Genomic DNA, 17,453 nt, shown 5'->3' on the forward strand with positions numbered 1-17,453 from the left:
ATTTTACATCATAAATTAGGGGATTTCCCCCAGCTTTTTTATGCACTGTTGATACAACTCTTTTGCCACACACAACTGTTGTAATCTGCATGATATGAACGGAGATCAGGCTTAAAAGCGAGCAGAATATGATTGGAACGACAGTCGTTAGATGTTAGCTCCACGGCTCGAAAAGCTGGAGGTGTAGTAGCACTCGGTATGACTACTTAGTTAGTGCTGTCATTCGCGAGCGAGTAGCAAACGGCTTCATTGTCATTACGCAAATAGAGTCTGCCATCTGCAATCGCGGGGAAAGTCCATACAACGGTCCGGCCCATCGTATTCGAGGTTGGCTTGATGGCATGGAAACGTCCGGTTTCGCGGTAGCCTGCTGGTGAGAGTTCCGCGGAGATGATGTCTCCTGTTTCGCTGAATAAGATATAGTTGTGACCGGACAGCTTCATCAGGAATGCTGTACCGTGTGCACCGCCACGGCCTCGTGTCGAGCCGGTTGTGGGCAAGGCGGACTGCCAAAGTCGCTCGCCCGTGTCCCCCCTCGCGCAGATGACGGCTCCACTTCGAATATCGGCTCCGTACAAATATCCTTCATAAAAAATTCCATTACTGGTTGCGAGATAGACTCCTCGCTTCGGTGATCCTCCCCATAATTTCTCGACTCCCGAAGCATTCCGTTTCAGTTTTAGCATCACACCCTTGCTACCCTCACCGCCCGTGAATAATAGATCTCCATTACTGATGGGCGGTAGGATCGACATACCGTAATCTGGCTTCAGCGGATGTTGCCAATAGAGCTTTCCATTGGTTGGGTTCAAACTGCTGATTTGCTCAGGGTCCCAGATCATCAATTGCTCACGACCGCCATGTTTCACGATCGTCGGTGGACAGTAACCGGTTTCTGAACTTGAAAGCGCACGCCACTGCTCTTTCCCTGTCTTCAAGTCAAATGCGACAACCAGACTCCCCTCACCTCCAACCATACAAATCAGAGTATTGCCATAGACGAGTGGTGATGCGGAATGACCCCACAACGGAGTTTTCGCTCCATATTGTTCTTTAAAGTTGATGTGCCACACTTTTGTTCCACGCTTTGCATCAACGCATGTCAAATCACCTTCAGCCCCCAATGCATAAACCATCTCATCATGGTAACTGGGAGTAGCCCTCGGTCCCCCTCCATACGAAACGGCGTAGGACCGTTCGTATTCGTAAGACCACAACGGCTTGCCAGTCGTAGCATGGAAGCACAGTAGCCGTTCTTTACCCGTCAATTTGTCTCGTTTGCCTGCGTTGTTGGTGATTTCGCCTGTTGCCTTTTTGTAATCAAAGATAAATGTCTTCCCATCGGCAATGATCGGACCAGAGTATCCAAACGAGATTGGCTGCCGCCAGACTAGCTTCAATCCATCGGAAGGAATCGTCGTTAACAACTCCGATTCGTGCACCGATCCATCACGGCGTGGACCGTTCCACTGCGGCCAATCTTCGCCAAGGGTAATCTGGTCGGACGCTAGCAGCACCAAAAAGCAGAGCAAGAGATGTCGGAGAATCTTGTTCCATCGAACTGAATCAGTCATTAGCTACCTCAAAAGATTAGCCAGCACAGGTGGAAAGTCGAGTTTGGCGCTGCTCGTGTATTTTCCGCTTTCGGACAGCTTTCATAATAAAAATATCGAGTTGTGTCTAGTTCGCCACTTGAGAATTTCCTCTTGATTTAGCAAGACTCGCAAGACTAAGCATTTTCATTTCGCCGAGCTGTAGAAGGAACAGATTCAGTATGAAGTAGAAGTCGTAAAGAGGCAGATCTCGATATCAATCTCAACGAAACGTTGCTGGTTTATGAAATCCCCATGAAGCCGCGAGTGCATCGGCGGCTTCTTCCACATCAGTGATTTCGCCCCAACCCCCGTTTCGAAGAAACGCATGGGCGAACTCGTGAGCGATGATGTATTTCGCGTATGATTCAGACGCCATCTCCAGTTTGGGTCTCAGCACCACGAGACGACTTCCCTCGCCGATAGGGCCAGGTGCGGGCAAGAAGAGTGTCCAGCCTTTCCCAGGCTCGTAGTTGTCGATCGCAGTTCCGAATCGAGGATCATCCAAAAAATCACGTTGCACATCGACGGGCAATGCCTGAAGGACAGATAAGACTCGTTCCTGCAACAGTGGGTAATTAGCAAAGGGGGCGATAAATGCAGCAAAGGTCATATTGAGAATGCTTCACATCGATGGAAAATGTATTTCAGTTCTATCATTCTGGACGATAGCCATGCCAGGCCCAAACCAGTGTGTCTGCCAGCGTTTGTTCGAATACCTTGCGGTCACAGTGTCGAGTGCCACGACTGAAAATGTATCGGTAGTCATAGCCTTTGGCCTTGAGTGCTGCGGCCGTACGTTTGTTGGCCATCACCCAATTATGATAAGTCTCTTCCGGATCTTTGGCACGAAGATCATTTTCTGCGACGTGTGTGAAAATTCTCAATGGTTTTTTCTCACTCTTTTCAATCAGCTTCATACTGGAATGGTATTCCCAAGCACCGAGCGGATACTTCGCTTCTTCGGGGGCATCATCATCCTGTTGATCGACGAACGTGCCAGAGTACGTAATCAAACGACGAAACAAATCAGGACGGAACCAACCGATTGTGAGTGCAGCCGCACCGCCGGAACTGCAACCCATCGTAGCTCTGCCCCAGGGATTTTCTGTAAAGGCAATCTTCGGGTAAGCGGCTCTGATCTCTGCATTCTTCAGCACAGCCGGTAAAACCTCATCATTGATGAATCGCGCATAGCGGTCAGACATCGTATCATATTCCAGACCGCGCTCGCTTCCCTTACCATCGTTACCACCGTTCTGTACAGCAATGACGATGAACGCTGGTAGTTTGCGTTTGGGGTCCTTAGAGACGGTCAGATTATCCAATGCATTGCGAATCAGGTTCAGACGACTCGGTCCATCTTGGGTCACGAGAATGGGTGCCTTCGTGCCGTCTTTATAGGCGGCTGGAACGTAAACGAAAATCTTGCGCGATTCACGTACGGGCTTTTTGGGATCGAGCGTCTTATCATCACCGGGAAAAATTTTGCTCTCTGCCAAAGGCATTGAGAATTCGAAATTCTTTCCCTTGGGATTACCTTGATCAGTGAGATCCGGATCGATTTTATACTCGGGACCGATGACGAAATTCCCATTGTCTTCCGCGCCTGGGTTTTCCGTATATTTCTCAGCAGAAAGCACGATGTTGGATGCAAAGCCAACAACAACGATTGTGATAAGACAACAGGTATAATTTGACTGGAACTTGGATTTCAACAACATAAAAATCAATCGCTTTGTGTAGATACTTGGGAGAAATATTGAGAACAGGAATATTAGAGTACTCTATTTCCTATCCATTTTGAATTTCTCAATCGAAAAATACAAGACAGGCGACAAAAGCGATCAGAGATTTTAGAATGGTTAAAAGGTTGAAGGTTGGGTAATAGATCGATGACTAGGTCTATTTACATTGCTGTTTCCATCTGTCACGTTCATCAAACACAGAATGAGGCATTGTAAGGCAGTAAATTAATGTGTTGTGGATTTGTATTTGTCGTTTCAATGGTACTTTTTTTAAGTTTTGCAGTGCAGGTAATTATGAAACTCAAGAACAAAGAAGATGAATGAGTGGGGAAGATGAAAGTATTAGTTCATTTGGGTTGTGAAACTTGATCGATTCTGATTCAGAGAATTTACTTGTATCACAAAAGTGTGTTGTTTACGATAGCTTCCTGATTTGCTGTCACACTGGCAATGACGTAAGAGTGAAATAATATGATTGAGTTGTGCACAAATCTCAGAAAACCTCTTGACCAATTCGTGGATTGTCTCTGGTACTCTGATGGTGAATCTCGATCTCATAAGAAGGAACGCTTGCTGCCAACCGGTACGGTCGAACTGGTCTTCAAGCTAAAGGAAGATCGTGCTCTACGCATCTTTGATAATGCTCGCGACACAACAGGTCGATGTTTCAGTAGGGCAGTTGTTTCGGGGGCCTATTCTCACCACTTCGCACTCGATACCTCGGAGCCATCGCCGACAGTTGGTGCTCATTTTCGTCCCGGTGGTGCGTCCCTCATTTTGGGCGTTCCGTTGAGTGAACTGATGGATCAACATTGCGGGTTAGAAGAACTCTGGGGCCGACAGGCCGTTGAGGTATGGGAGCGCCTGATGGAGGCACCGTCAACGACATCGCGTTTCTCAGTGTTGGAACAGGTTCTCTTGGACCGATTGACTCAGCCATCTCATGACTATCCGGCAATCATGAGTGCAATTCAACAGTTTAGCGCTTCATCAGCCATGGTTGGGGTGCGAGAGGTGAGTGATTCAATGGGCTATCCAGCCAAACGGTTCATTCGACTGTTTCATGATTACGCGGGACTGACTCCGAAGTTGTTCGGCCGTATCCAACGCTTTCAATCCGTTCTGGACCAGATCGTAGCTGGTAAACCGCTCAAGTGGGCCAGCATTGCGCTAGATTGTGGATATTACGATCAGTCTCACTTGATCCGTGATTTTCGTGCGTTTTCAGGAGTGACGCCTGAGGAATATCAGCCGATCGAAGCAGATCGCAAGAATCACATGATCCTGGAATGACGGGCGACAATTTTATCCAATACAAGTTTTGTGCAGGTGGCTATGCTAGCTCAGATGTTTAATAAACCAACTACTCGCTAATGAGGAGCCAACGCGATGACTGACAACACGAGACCTGTCAACCAAATCGAAGAAGTCTATCCCTACCTGAGAACACGAGACTGTAACGCTGCCATTGAATTCTACCAGCGCGCTTTCGGAGCTGTAGAAGATTTTCGATTGACTGAGCCGGGTGGACGCATAGGACACGCCGAACTTAAGTTTGGTAAAGCAACGATCATGGTGTCAGACGAATACCCGGAATACGGAATCCTTGGACCACAGGATTCTGTACCCACTGGCTCGTCAGTTCATCTCCACGTCGAAGATGTGGACACCATGACGCAGCAGGCTGCAGAAGCGGGTGCTACAATTGTCATGGAACCACGCGACCAGTTTTACGGCGAGCGATCCTCCAAAGTACTCGATCCATTCGGTCACGAATGGTTACTTGGTTCGCACATTGAGGATGTGTCACCCGAAGAAATGCAGAGACGATTTGATGAAATGTTCAAAGAAGGCGAGTCCGACAGCAAGAATACATCCTCGTGAGGTGTGAATGATAAATCAAATATGACCTTCTAAAAATCGGTCCTTTATCATATACCAATGTCACTAATTCGAAGTGTTTTAATTGTTAGCTAGTCATTTAGATCATAGATCTTCGATACATCAAATCGGTACGCGCGACGTATTTGACGCCTGAAGTGACTAAGCTTCCTTCATGCATGAGGGGGTGTTGAAAAATGAGCCCCATTCCCGTTTGGGGTTGAATGGCAACTTCCGGGTCTGTCACAAATGTGGTAGCACCGCCAGTGAAATCTTCGTTGAGATAGACAAGAAACGAATAACAACTTTGCTCGTATTCATCGCGATAGAACGAACCATCTGCGTGCGTTCGGAATTGCATACCAGGCTTGTAACGGTAACATCGAAAACGTTCATTGGCTCCCACGAGCGACATGTTATGGATTTGTTTTGGCGCTCGTTCACCGACACGCGATAATAGCGTTTCTGCTAACTCTGGATCATCGAACATAACACGGTCATTATTGCGAACGTTCGGATTCACTTCAGTACCACTGAGTGTGTTAATGGTTGCAATCTCAGGTTTGAGTCTTTCGATGCGCTGGATTAATTGCGCACATTCCTCCGGCGATAAGACATCGGGGACTTCGAGGATGTAGGGCTGGTTCGGATCAATATTAAACATGTAATTCCACGCAAAAAGTCTTGTTGACTTACAAAAGATCGACCGTTTCTCCTGCATCGAATTTATGACAGTGTATAAATTGATTTGAAGAGAATGGTATTTAGTATATGACACGCTGGGTCTCGCACAGGTTCGAGGCAATATGAGCAACCAATCCTGTTCGTCAGAAAGCTTAATCTCGTCAGACTATCAATTGATAAAGCCGTTTTAGATCACTGTGGTTGTGAGCACATTGCCTGTCTTGAACAGTGTCTCATTTTCAATGAGCTGCTATTCTCGATTTCGCTTTGTGCGAACTCCGGCATCCCGTACAGATGATTGATCGCGGAGCCTGAAATCACCGTGGTCGGCATTACGAAAACTCGGATTTTTGCCGTAGCTTCCCTTGATCTCTGTCGTCGGCAATCCGAGACGATTGCTCCGCTGTGGATTGTCGAGGCAGTACCAGTGGTTCTTAGCAAACCGAAACGTTTCTGGAGATGTCCCGCCGCCAACATTGATGATTGTACGAACCTCATCTGATCGAAAGGCGATGATGTTGTTCGAGAACACACCGTTACGACAGGGAACAAACTTCGGTTCCTGTGATTCCTGAAGGATGCGCATCACCCAGCGCTTTGGCCGGTAAATCGTGTTATACCGGACAGTCGCCCCGTCCACACCAACAAACACGATCGGGGACATCGAACCAATAAATGTGCAATCTTCAATGGTAATGTTCTTTGCTTCGTATGTGGCATTCGCAGGACGGAAGTAATCACGACCGGTGCTGCCGCCAATGTTGATCGCACGCCCACCTGCATTTTCAAAACGGCAGCGGCTGACGATGATGTCGGCACTGCCCCCTTTTATTTGGACTCCACTACCGAAGATATCTCCTCGATACCGAAACCTGCAGCCTTTAATCTTACCCTTGTGGCAACCGACCATGTCGATTGCTGATCCTCCGTCTCCCCAGCGTTCCACTTGACAGTCTTCGATTACAAAGTCGTCCACACCAGACAGCTTGATACCGTCACGATTTCCCTTCGGTCCGACGTCTCGCACTTGAAGTCTATGCAGGACGATATTTCGAGTCGGTTTTTGCGTATTTCCACTGTCGTCAATGTTAAGCCCGTTGCCCGTCGCACCAGTCAGTACAAGATCACGCAATTCGACGTATGCGGGGCCGCGGAGGTGGATGCCCGAAGTGCCCGCAACAATCTTCGGAGGCTGACGCGAGTCCCGAGCCTGTAAAACGATCGGCTTTTCTTTGGTTCCTCGGAGACCGGCAAACGTCAATCCACCACGATATTCACCTGGGGCAATCAGAATACGAGTTCCGGGCTCTGCCTCATTGACCGCCGTGATTAGTTCCCTGCGATCGGCAACTTCAACCCTCAAACTCTCCTGCCAAGCGTACACTCGTGACTCGAAACAGGAGAAAAATAACACAACACTCAATAACGGACATCCACACACTCGAAACACTTGGGCCTCCGGTTCAATCTTCACATCGCTGCTTCATCAAAAATGGCAGACTATGGGACTTGTCTGCAATCAGAGTCTATCACATCCACACATGTTATTCCTGCGTGAAACTCCTGGTCATTTTATCGTCTTGAAATACATTCACACGGGTCCCTGTTTCAAAGTCCAGTTTTGTAAAGATATCTTTTGGCAGTTTTGGATCAAGTTCAACCGTTTCCACACTGTAATCATAGCGCCACGATGTTTGCTGCTTCCCTGTCCGTTTTAAAATCATCGAATTGTATCGTTCAGTATATGCCTTCCTGGGAAACCAGACACCGGGACGGACTTCCTGCCATGCTTCGACAAGGCACTCCATGTTTGGCAACTCGGTTGAGTCGCGGTAGTAAAAACACAGTTTGCGAATAGGAATCAAATTCCGGTCCCGGGCCAGCCAGAGGTCTCGTCGAGATTGAGAATTTCCTGTAGGGTCAACAGTCTCAATTCGGACGACTGTGCATTCCAGGCCCTGAACTTTCTCAATGCCACGAACTTGGACTCTGGTTTTGTATTTACTTTTGAGTTCCGAGTCACCGGTAAACTCCCGCACGGCTTCGATTCCCTTGAGATAGACCGATAGGGGAACGCGAGAGCCGATAAATTCAAACAGCAGCATATGCGGTCGAGCCAGGTTGATCACTCCGGGTGTTTGATCCGAAATTATACCTTTTTTCCGGATGCGGGGCTGTTTCTCTTCACCTTTGGCATCGTAAATATCTTTCCAGAAACTGCGGAAAATTGTTCCATTGAAAACATTCATGTTTTCTTCGGTACCAGTGTTGACCTTAATGTTTGGTAGGGGATGATCACTGCTCGGGAATGCATATATAGCCCGACTCACAAAAAGTCCTTTGGTCTGAGTCTGGTTGCGAAACATGTTTCCCTGCACTATGAGAGAGAGCTTCGAATTCTGCCGAATCGGTTTGGGTCCGTCATACGGAAACACATCAGCCTGATCCACCATAGAACGGGCCATGCCAATCTGAAGCTTCTTGTACAAGGCTTCGTTTTCTTCGATTTCCTGAATCAGGGCCTCTAGCGCTGCCGCCCCCTCGGTCTTACTGGCGGAAGTGGGAACATCGATATCTGTTTTTTCCTGTGCACGACAGATCCTCCCTGGCAGGAAAAAAACTGCTAGCAGTATCACCGTAATACGACTGCAGGCAACAGTTCGAGTCACCAGCGTTTCTTGTGGCAGCATAATCACGCTCCTTTGAGAGTAAACAATATGCTCAAAACCGTATCGGTTCACTTTTTTAGTATGTCTCCTATCTTACCATAGCGTCTCCCCCCGTGCCTAGAGATGGTTACCAGCGCAGGTTCGAATGGTTCTGCCCCAGAGATTTTGTTTGTAGCGCAAAAGTGTCTCGTTTACGATAGCGTTCCGGCGAGCTGTAACACTGGCGATAACCTGAGAGTGAAACGAAATGATCCTGAATGGACAGGCTGACAACTATTATCCAATACAAGTTTCTCGGAAATGGTTATGCTGTCTCATACGTCAAAGCCGACTACCTGCCAATGAGGAGTGAAAACAATGGCCGACAACACGAAACCAACCAACCGTATCGATGCAGTGTATGCCTACCTGCGGACTCGGGACTGCAAGGCCGTCATTGAATTCTACCAGCGCGCTTTTGGAGCCGTTGAAGATTTTCGATTGACAGAGCCAAGCGGGCGTATTGGACACGCCGAACTCAAGTTTGGCGAAGCAACAATTATGGTATCAGACGAATACCCGGAATACGGAATCCTTGGACCGCAGGATTCTATACCGACAGGGGCGTCAGTGCATCTTCACGTCGAAGATGTGGACGCGATGACGCAGACGCTGGCGCCACAATTGTCATGGAACCCAAAGATCAATATTACGGCGAACGATCCTCCAAACTGATTGATCCATTCGGCCACGAATGCCTGCTTGGTTCACACATTGAAGATGTCTCACCGGAAGAAAAGCAGCGACGCTTCGATGAAATGTTCAAACAAGGCGCGTCTGAAAACAATGATTCGGCTTCGTGAAATGTGGGGGCACTGAAGCGGTGTCATTAAACGAACCGATAACTCTAATCGAGTGTCACAGTTTCATATTGACCTACAGTTTGGTATAAATGAAATTTGTCGGGCTATTATCAAGGTTCCTTCTCTCGTTTCCTACGACTTTTACTTTGGTAGCTTCCCCGGCTTTTAGTTCGCTTATTATCTTGATGTATTAAAAAGTTGATTGTGGTTGCAAGTTTCGAGTGATTCTTCTATCTAGATCTGTCAGGCTTCCTTAAGCTAATTTTGTTACAGAGCTACCAGAATAACATCCATACTGTAATCGAACCCAAAAATGATGTTGCCAATGTTCGACTACTTTTAGAGTGAGGCGAACCGGTAACTCTCCCCGTGTGTCACTGTTCCATCGCTTGAATTTTCAGAACCTGGAGCAGCAGGGACGTTCCCTGTTGATTCAGAGTTTGGTATAAATGGAGACTGTCGGGCTATTATCAAGGTTCCTTCTATTTTGGAACCGGTAAGCACTTCGGTGCCCCGGTTAAATCTACTTTGGCAACTTCCCCGACTTTTAAATTCGCCTCATGACAACACTCACACAAATAGAAATCTATCTCACTAAAAGTCTCAAGGTGATTCTACCCGAAGGCCAGGTTAAGGCTGCACCAACGGTTGTTTCCACAGTTGCGAGAAACTTGCAATCACTCGGCTTTGGTCTGAGTGCACCTCTTTTAGAACGGTTGTCTGTGTTACTCGAGGAAACCGTAATTGAGTGGTATGATGAAGTCCTGCCTGTCCTCAAAAAGATGGTCGGTGCACATCGTTCATTCGATCCAATGTATCCGAACTTTCCCAAACAGGTTATGGAAGCATCGGATGCTGAGTTGTTTTTCAATGCCATGACACACTACTACGGGTTTGTGCTGTCGGATTTGTTGGACAACCCGAACCTCGTCGTGTTACCACACTACGAAAAGGAAGCGCGTCCCCTCCTGGAAGAGTTTCATGAACTTCGCTGGATCGACCTTGGTTCGGAAGAAGATTTCGACTCCATTTTTACAAAGCTGGCTGCGTCCAATGGATCACTGTCTGAATCAGACAAAGAAATTTTGAGTTGGTTTGCAACCAACCGAGATGTAACAAATCTGATCCCTGAAGCGATTCCACAGAAAGAAACGCTGGCATTTCTGGTAGCAAAACTACCTGATCCTGAGTGTCTGTTGTCAGCCGTTAAGACGGCGACCGATGTGTTACGAGTAGCCGTAACCATGTCGGAAGGAGATGTCTCACTGGCAGAGCCAACCAAATTTCGCAATTTTTCAAAGCGGGAACGTCGATTCCTGTTGCATTGCCTGAATGAAACTGGCAGCTCACGAACGGAAGATATGCTTCGTTGGAAGTCTCGCTGGATTCGGCTTGGAGAGCGTTTACACCCCGGTGATTACAAAAAACGTTTTCCGGAGGCGTTGAAGTCTTTTGACGTTCTTCGCAACAGTGAGCCATATAAGACATTTAATGGGAAGGTTGAGGCTGCCATCTCTAAAGGTAATGCTGAGCCTACGCTCGCTTTATTGACCCAGAGACCAGGAGATTTTGCGCGCCGACTAGATCATGTCCTGCGATCTCATGCTAATCAGGAAGCGATTCTTGAAGGCTTTTTCTCGGTGATACAGAAAGTTTCAACACCGGTGTTGTTGCAGGCTTGGTCACATTTTCACAACCGTGATTCAATTGAGAGCAGGGCCTTCTTTCCGAAGGGTAATGCAGCCAAAGTTCAATTCAAAGCAGGATCCCTTTCCCCTCTGGGTGATGGTATTGCTGAAAAAGTTTCCCGGGGAATACGAGATGTACTGGTGCAACGATTCAGTAACTTATCTTCCCTTGGAAAAGTTTTTATAGATGAGCGGCTCAAGAACCAGTTTGTACCATTCTCTCAGCGTTCCGCCAGCCGCTCGCTACGGGCGATTACCAGAGGATCGAAGTTTGATCTTCCCGATGGTGATACGGTTCGTTTTTTCTGTTGGTGGAAAAACATCGCGCAAGGGGACGAATGGCACGCACGCGTGGACCTCGACTTGTCAGCTTCACTTTTCGACTCAGCCTGGGAGTTAAAAGGCGACATTTCCTACTACAACCTCCGAGAAGGACAGTGTTATCACAGCGGTGACATTACCTCCGCTCCACAGGGAGCCTGTGAATTCATTGACATCAACTTGTCGTCGGTACTTGAGATGAAAGCCCGTTATGTTGTGATGAGCGTGCTCTCGTACAGCCATCAACCATTCATTGCGCTTCCTGAGTGCTTCGGTGGATGGATGATGCGGAAGAAGCCCAATTCAGGAGAAATCTTTGAACCTAAAACGGTTCAGGATAAAATGGACATCACTGCGGTAAGCCGTGCTTGTGTTCCTATCATCATCGATGCTCAGGAGCGTAAGGCTTATTGGGCTGATCTCGGATTGAAGAGTATCGGTCAAATCAACAATGCTTTGCAGAACTCTGTCGGCTTTACCCACATTGGAAGATCCATTGTTGAACTGCAGAAACCAACACTCTGGGAACTATTCCAGATGCATCTAGAAGGACTCGTCGAATCACCCGAAGAGGCCGATACGATTTTTGGTTTGCATGAGGGAACGGTGACGGCATTCGACACCAGTGTTATTATGAGTGAGTATCTGGCTTGAATGAACAGAGAGCTCATATATGAGCTCACGAACATCTAACTGATCTTGAGTTGCTCAAATATCATGGTGACAGTTGGAATCGAGAACACGCTTAAAGTATGCTCAAATACCTGCTAAATTGTGACAAATCTCACTTTCCATAGATCGCCCCTTGATGCAGGTGTAGTGTTCCCTTGCCTTCAAGGCCGACGCGAACATATTGGGCACGTGTTCCTTCTGGCAGTTCGATGGTCCAGTCTGATTGAACTTTTTCAGCAGTCCAAACTTTTTCAAAGTTGTTGCCATCGCTGGAAATCCAGACCGTTAAGCCTTTGGCACGTTGTGGCAGCCCTTTACGATTTCGCAACCACAGGTATCGGATTTCTGAGTCTTTCGCCAACCGAATGGTGACGTGCGGAGAGTCTGTATCCAGATCTGAGTGAAATGCAAAATCGAATGTCTCACGTGGGACGTCGGTCAGGAACAGATGGATGTCCTCATTCCAGCCGGAATTTGAATAGCGACCACTGGTCTTGATTGCAGCGTCGCGTGAGATTTCCGGGTAGCCATTCAGTTTTCGCAACTTGACTGTCTTTTGTTTTGTGCTGATCCAGCCATCTTTTTCTCGAACAGCGCGAATCTGTCTTTGCTGTGAAAGATAGGCAACCAGATCGAGAAATTCGATGGGTGCAATGGTCTTAATCAGGCCTTCAGGCATCGAACTGGCTTTGATCGGCTTACGAAGCTCAATCTGATCCTTGGGGACTTCGACTTTTTTTCCTTTGGCGATACCGAGTGAAATCATGTCCTCATTTTCGCTTAGAATGAATCCTGTATGAACAATGCCTTCGTCGGTAACGATAGCGACTGTCTCAAAGCCCTTGGCGATCTTATCATTTGGCATCAAAATAGATGTCATTAGTTCGGTCTTTTTCATCTTCTGACCAATGTCGCTGAGATCAGGTCCGAACTTCTTTCCTAGATCGCCAACCATGTGACATGCCGAACAGACCTGCTTGAACACGCCCTCGCCCCGTTTGACATTACCACCGCGCATCGATGCCAGTTGTCTGATGGCCGCTTTGCGTTTGCTTTCGGGAGCGTCTTCGGTCTCTGCGATTTCAAGTGGCTTCACTGCCGCTCCTCCCGGTCCCATCATTTTTTTGTACCGGCTGAGGTATTTTTTCGCAGCTTCCGATGACTTGGAAAGGAATTCTGGTTTCGTTTCGGCTACTTCCCATGCCGGCTTCAAAGCGTGGAGTGTGTGCTCCAGTGTATAATCAATCCAGTAATCCATTTTCTGATCCGTCGCAGAGAGGGCCAGTTCGGTTGCTTCTTCTGAACCAAAGAAGCTCAAACCACGAATCGCTTCCAGACGAACACGTGGATGGGGATCTTTGATTGCTTTAGCCAGATAGTCTTTCAGATTCGGCTGACGTTCCATTTCATTGGTTAATGTGTGTATCGCAGCAGCCCGGGCACGATACTCGTCCGTCGCGAGGATTCGATCAATCAGTTTGGTATCAACCGATCGAAACGCTTCCTGTAGCCACATCGCTTCACACAACTGTCTGGGATCGTCAACGCCATCGATCCATTGATTGACGGCCGACAGAACCTGTGTCTGATCACGATCCCAGAGTTCTCGTCGTGCGCGATAGCGTGTTCGCAATTCGTATGCATTCAACTGTTCCAGCAGTTCTTCGATTGACTTGCCAGCCTGGGTGACTGGTTTCAACAGTGGCTTCTTGGTATTCACCAGACGATAGACGCGGCCATGTTTGTGGTCACGGTTGGGATCACGCTGGGAGTATTGCATGTGGCCGATCAAGGCATTACACCAGTCGCCAAACCAGACAGCACCATCGGGGCCAATTTTAGGATCGACGGGGCGGAAGATAATGTCAGTCGACGAAAGCAGGTCGTCGATGCGTTCACCTTCAAAACCAGCGCCCTCTTTCTGATCACGGATGTTGAAACGCGGGAGACCATGCATATTAATCACACAGGCATAGATGAATTGATTTTGAACGTCATCAGGCAGGTGCCGTGAGATGAGAAATTCGTTGCCGACAGCAGGTCGCATGCCCTGATTGTCGAAGTTGGGTTCGAGCGTGCGTCGCGTACTGACTTCCAGCCCTGAAAGGGGGCTGGTCCAGTGCTGTTTGGCGTTGGTCCCATCCCCCACCATGCCGTTGCCCCATTTGTCAAACACCAGACACCACGGGTTACCATAACCCGGCGTTCGAAAATGACGAAACTTCAGCGTGCGTGGATCGAGTGTGTAACAACCGGCAGTGCCTTTGTTGCGGAAAGCTCCATACGGAGTTTCCAATGTAGTGGACAGTGAAACTCCTTCAAGCATATGGAGCAGTCCACCGTTTGAATATTCCCACGCGCCTACTGTATGGTGCGTGTCGTCTGTTGCAATTCCATCAATGAGTTCTTCGACGAGATCGGCCTTGTCGTCGCCGTCTGTATCTTTCAGAAACAGAATGCGGGGCTCATCCACCACCAGCACACCGCCATTCCAGAATTCAAAGCCAGTCGGGCAGATCAGTTTATCGTAGAACGTAATGCATTTGTCGGCACGACCATCGCTGTTAGTATCTTCAAAGATCAGCAGCTTGTCGCCCGGTTTTGCGGAGCCTGGCAGCCACTGCGGATAATTAGTCATGCAAGAAACCCATAATCGTCCCTTATTATCGAAGGCAATCTGATTGGGATTCGCCAGTTCGGGGTATTCACGTTCGGAAGCGAACAGTTCGACTTTGAATCCTTCAGGGACTTTCATCATATCGATTGACTCTTCTGGAGTCGGGTACTTGAGTTCTTTAGGCTCGCGCATTTCGCGGAAGCGTTCGTCACGACTGCCAAACATGGTCTCGGGGATAAATACTTCCCCCGTCTTCGAATCGTCTGGTTTTTCAGGAACTTTACGGTCTGCGGCCAGATCCCATACATAATTGTCACGTACGGCGACCATCTTACGAATTTTCTGATACTCTCCGGGAAACGTTTTCAAATCCCAGGTACGACGGCCGCCATACACATACCAACCATTCAACATCCGATAGTCCTGTGCGTGGAACCAGGATTTATCGTTGACCCAGTGCCGTACTTTTTCAAATTTTGAGCCGGCTGTGCCTATCGGATGGCTCGATTGAAACAGTTTCGCATCCAGTAACTCGCCAATCAGTCGATCACCTTTTTCGTTGGCGTGCGCACCATTAATCGTAAATTGCTTCCCGGTATCCTTCGCAAAGGCTTGCTTTGTTTCTGCAAACAGGTCAACAAATTGATGTCCATCTTCTGCCGCCAGTTTTTTGATCGCAGCCGTATACGCGGCCAGATTCTTGTTATGCTCGACGCCGGAGGGTTGAAGAGGGTTTCCCGTAGATTCAAAGGCAATCGGGCTGATCAGTACGAACCTCGGCTTACGGCCCTCTTTGGTGAATCGTTCCGTTTGTGTCGTGATGTACTTACGATAATTGGTTACAAACTCATTTAGGATTTCCTGAGAATCGCCGGCAAATGATTCATTAAAGCCGAAGAAACAGATGAATGTTTGTGGGGAAAACACTTCGAGAGGATCATCGATCTTTGTGTAGTTGCTTGGCCGTTGTTGATTGCCTACTTCATCCGCCGGCCAGCCGAAATTACGAAAGACAATTTGTTTCTCAGGCAATCGTGTATGCAGTAACGTTTCAAAGTGTCCCCAGAGGTTCATTCGTTCTGCCAGTGAGTTTCCAACTACAGCGACCCGTTCGTTTTTGCGAAGATCCAGAGGGCCATCCGTCGAGGCAGCAGAAACTATTGATATCGATAATGAAATTCCACAGAGAAAAGAGAGAACGCAGGTAGGAAATCGCATGAAGACTCAGCCTTGATTAATGCAAAGGGAAAGACGAAGCAGAGAAGCGTGGGGTTCAGATACTATACCGCTTCTCCAGAAGCCCGAAACTCCTTGATGGATTGGGCATTTAAAAAATTATACAGGCCCATCAGAGGCTTGTAAATATACTAAAATGCGCATATTCATATAACAGAGTTGCTCTCTTAACTTTCTTAAGTTTCTAATTTTGTGAGCCCCGTTGGAAATTCTTGTCGGATAATCCATGAACGAACACACGAGACAAAGAGGTCGGGAGCTTCTGCCGGCCATGCGTGTCCGAGATCAGGAGCGATACCGGACATCCCATTTGACAAAGAAGATTGGAGTGTTGAGAGCGACTGAAGAATGGCGGGGTGTTCTTGGCTTCCCGCCACTGCAAGGATTCGCGTTGAAATCGATTCGAGTATTTCTTCTGACAATTCAAAACGAGTCACTTCCTGCAGAATACGACGCAGGGTAGAGGGCGTTGTTTTGGGACCATCTCGCCAGCAATCCATGGCATTTCCTTTCGGGATGTTCATGGATTGCTCTGACAGACGACGAAACCAACGCTGAGTCGCAATCGGAGAGATCACAGTTCCCATCACTCTCAGCCACCAGCCGTTGGGAATCTGATCTACAGCAAAGCCACTCAAAAACGCGGAGCTTACCAGGTGTGGAAATCGTATAATCAAATTAATCCCCACATAGCTGCCAAACGATAAGCCAACCATATTAATGGGCCCTAAACCATTCCAATTGGTGGATAGTGTTTCAACAACGGCATCAGCAGCGTCGGCAAGTGTAGTCAGAGGGACTTCGCGACTTTTCCCATGACCGGGGAGATCAACGACAATTGAATTGAACCCCGGCATCGCATTGATGATGTCGTTCCACATATCTCCGGCGTATCCTCCGCCGTGCAGAAAGAGAATGGGAACATCTCCTGTATTACCATGATTATTAATGTATAGCATCGGTGTACCTCTATCGTTGGTGTTCTCTCAATATTGAGAATGTTTTGAATAAATATGAGAATCGTCTCAATTAATTTTGGAGCTTTCTTATTTACAGTGTTTGGAAGCGTTCGTGCCTAGCGTATTCGTATGCGATTTCTCTGATGAATTGTCTGATAAAATCCGCATGCCAGATGTCACAGCAGGCACGTCCCAGACTTCGACAACACGACTGCCCTCAAATCGCCAGATCAGCGCGACGTCAAACTCCACTTCTCGTCTACACCAACTGGTTCGGTTGCGCGTATGCATTAATAGCAGTTCGTCACCTACAGGGTGTGCGTGTATGACTTCAACGTTTAACGAGTAGTTTTGCGTATTGAGCACGCGTTGAAAGAAAAGGTTGAGACCTTCGACGCCGTGTACTTCACCTCGTTGCTCTGGCAGCTCGGCGTTCTCATAATGCCAAATCAAGTCAGGCGAAAAGCATTCCTTACATGCGTCCAAATTGGAAATATCAATTTTTGAAAGTGTGTCGAGCATCTCATTTAGCTGGTGTGTCATT

General features: G+C 47.8%; 13 protein-coding genes. 4 read left to right on the forward strand and 9 right to left on the reverse strand.

Features of this window, described 5'->3' with window-relative positions; genetic code table 11:
• Positions 1-206: 206 nt before the first annotated feature.
• The 3 genes from V144x_RS10930 to V144x_RS10940 form a co-directional block, all read right to left on the reverse strand.
• Positions 207-1,574: a PQQ-binding-like beta-propeller repeat protein gene (locus V144x_RS10930; protein ID WP_144985200.1), complete on the reverse strand. Its 1,368-nt coding sequence runs from the start codon at positions 1,572-1,574 to the stop codon at positions 207-209.
• A 241-nt stretch (positions 1,575-1,815) separates the two neighbouring features.
• Complete coding sequence (locus V144x_RS10935) at positions 1,816-2,205, reverse strand: hypothetical protein (protein WP_144985201.1); 390 nt, start codon at positions 2,203-2,205, stop codon at positions 1,816-1,818.
• Positions 2,206-2,248: 43 nt separating this feature from the next.
• Positions 2,249-3,316: an alpha/beta hydrolase gene (locus V144x_RS10940; RefSeq protein ID WP_144985202.1), complete on the reverse strand. Its 1,068-nt coding sequence runs from the start codon at positions 3,314-3,316 to the stop codon at positions 2,249-2,251.
• A gap of 495 nt (positions 3,317-3,811) precedes the next feature.
• Here V144x_RS10940 and V144x_RS10945 point away from each other — a divergent pair, with 495 nt between their 5' ends.
• Together V144x_RS10945 and V144x_RS10950 are read left to right on the forward strand one after the other, a co-directional pair.
• Positions 3,812-4,633, forward strand: a complete 822-nt coding sequence (locus V144x_RS10945; protein ID WP_144985203.1) for a helix-turn-helix domain-containing protein — start codon at positions 3,812-3,814, stop codon at positions 4,631-4,633.
• A gap of 96 nt (positions 4,634-4,729) precedes the next feature.
• Positions 4,730-5,224 (forward strand): VOC family protein, encoded by a 495-nt coding sequence (locus tag V144x_RS10950; protein WP_144985204.1) that lies wholly within the window; start codon positions 4,730-4,732, stop codon positions 5,222-5,224.
• A gap of 97 nt (positions 5,225-5,321) precedes the next feature.
• Here the strand turns inward: V144x_RS10950 and V144x_RS10955 are convergent, their stop codons facing one another.
• The 3 genes from V144x_RS10955 to V144x_RS10965 all read right to left on the reverse strand — a co-directional run bounded on the left by V144x_RS10955 (position 5,322) and on the right by V144x_RS10965 (position 8,595).
• Positions 5,322-5,885, reverse strand: a complete 564-nt coding sequence (locus tag V144x_RS10955; protein ID WP_144985205.1) for a 2OG-Fe(II) oxygenase — start codon at positions 5,883-5,885, stop codon at positions 5,322-5,324.
• A 270-nt stretch (positions 5,886-6,155) separates the two neighbouring features.
• On the reverse strand, positions 6,156-7,289 hold the full coding sequence (locus V144x_RS10960; protein ID WP_232102788.1) for a right-handed parallel beta-helix repeat-containing protein: 1,134 nt from the start codon (positions 7,287-7,289) through the stop codon (positions 6,156-6,158).
• A gap of 160 nt (positions 7,290-7,449) precedes the next feature.
• Positions 7,450-8,595: an outer membrane lipoprotein-sorting protein gene (locus tag V144x_RS10965; RefSeq protein ID WP_144985206.1), complete on the reverse strand. Its 1,146-nt coding sequence runs from the start codon at positions 8,593-8,595 to the stop codon at positions 7,450-7,452.
• Between the two features lie 336 nt (positions 8,596-8,931).
• On the opposite strand from V144x_RS10965, the gene V144x_RS10970 reads away from it, so the two are divergent.
• Complete coding sequence (locus tag V144x_RS10970) at positions 8,932-9,288, forward strand: VOC family protein (protein WP_197998864.1); 357 nt, start codon at positions 8,932-8,934, stop codon at positions 9,286-9,288.
• Between the two features lie 688 nt (positions 9,289-9,976).
• Positions 9,977-12,079: a TerD family protein gene (locus V144x_RS10975; protein ID WP_197998865.1), complete on the forward strand. Its 2,103-nt coding sequence runs from the start codon at positions 9,977-9,979 to the stop codon at positions 12,077-12,079.
• 130 nt (positions 12,080-12,209) lie between these two features.
• On the opposite strand, the gene V144x_RS10980 is transcribed toward V144x_RS10975, so the two are convergent.
• From V144x_RS10980 to V144x_RS10990, 3 genes are all read right to left on the reverse strand, one after another.
• The gene (locus V144x_RS10980) at positions 12,210-15,932 is read right to left on the reverse strand and encodes a DUF7133 domain-containing protein (protein ID WP_144985207.1); all 3,723 of its coding nucleotides are present in this window, start codon (positions 15,930-15,932) and stop codon (positions 12,210-12,212) included.
• A 194-nt stretch (positions 15,933-16,126) separates the two neighbouring features.
• Positions 16,127-16,909 (reverse strand): alpha/beta fold hydrolase, encoded by a 783-nt coding sequence (locus tag V144x_RS10985; RefSeq protein ID WP_144985208.1) that lies wholly within the window; start codon positions 16,907-16,909, stop codon positions 16,127-16,129.
• Between the two features lie 87 nt (positions 16,910-16,996).
• Positions 16,997-17,452, reverse strand: coding sequence for a nuclear transport factor 2 family protein (locus V144x_RS10990; protein ID WP_197998866.1), 456 nt, complete (start codon positions 17,450-17,452; stop codon positions 16,997-16,999).
• Between the last annotated feature and the right edge of the window lies 1 nt (position 17,453).

It is taken from the genome of Gimesia aquarii, assembly GCF_007748195.1.
Lineage (GTDB): Bacteria > Planctomycetota > Planctomycetia > Planctomycetales > Planctomycetaceae > Gimesia > Gimesia aquarii.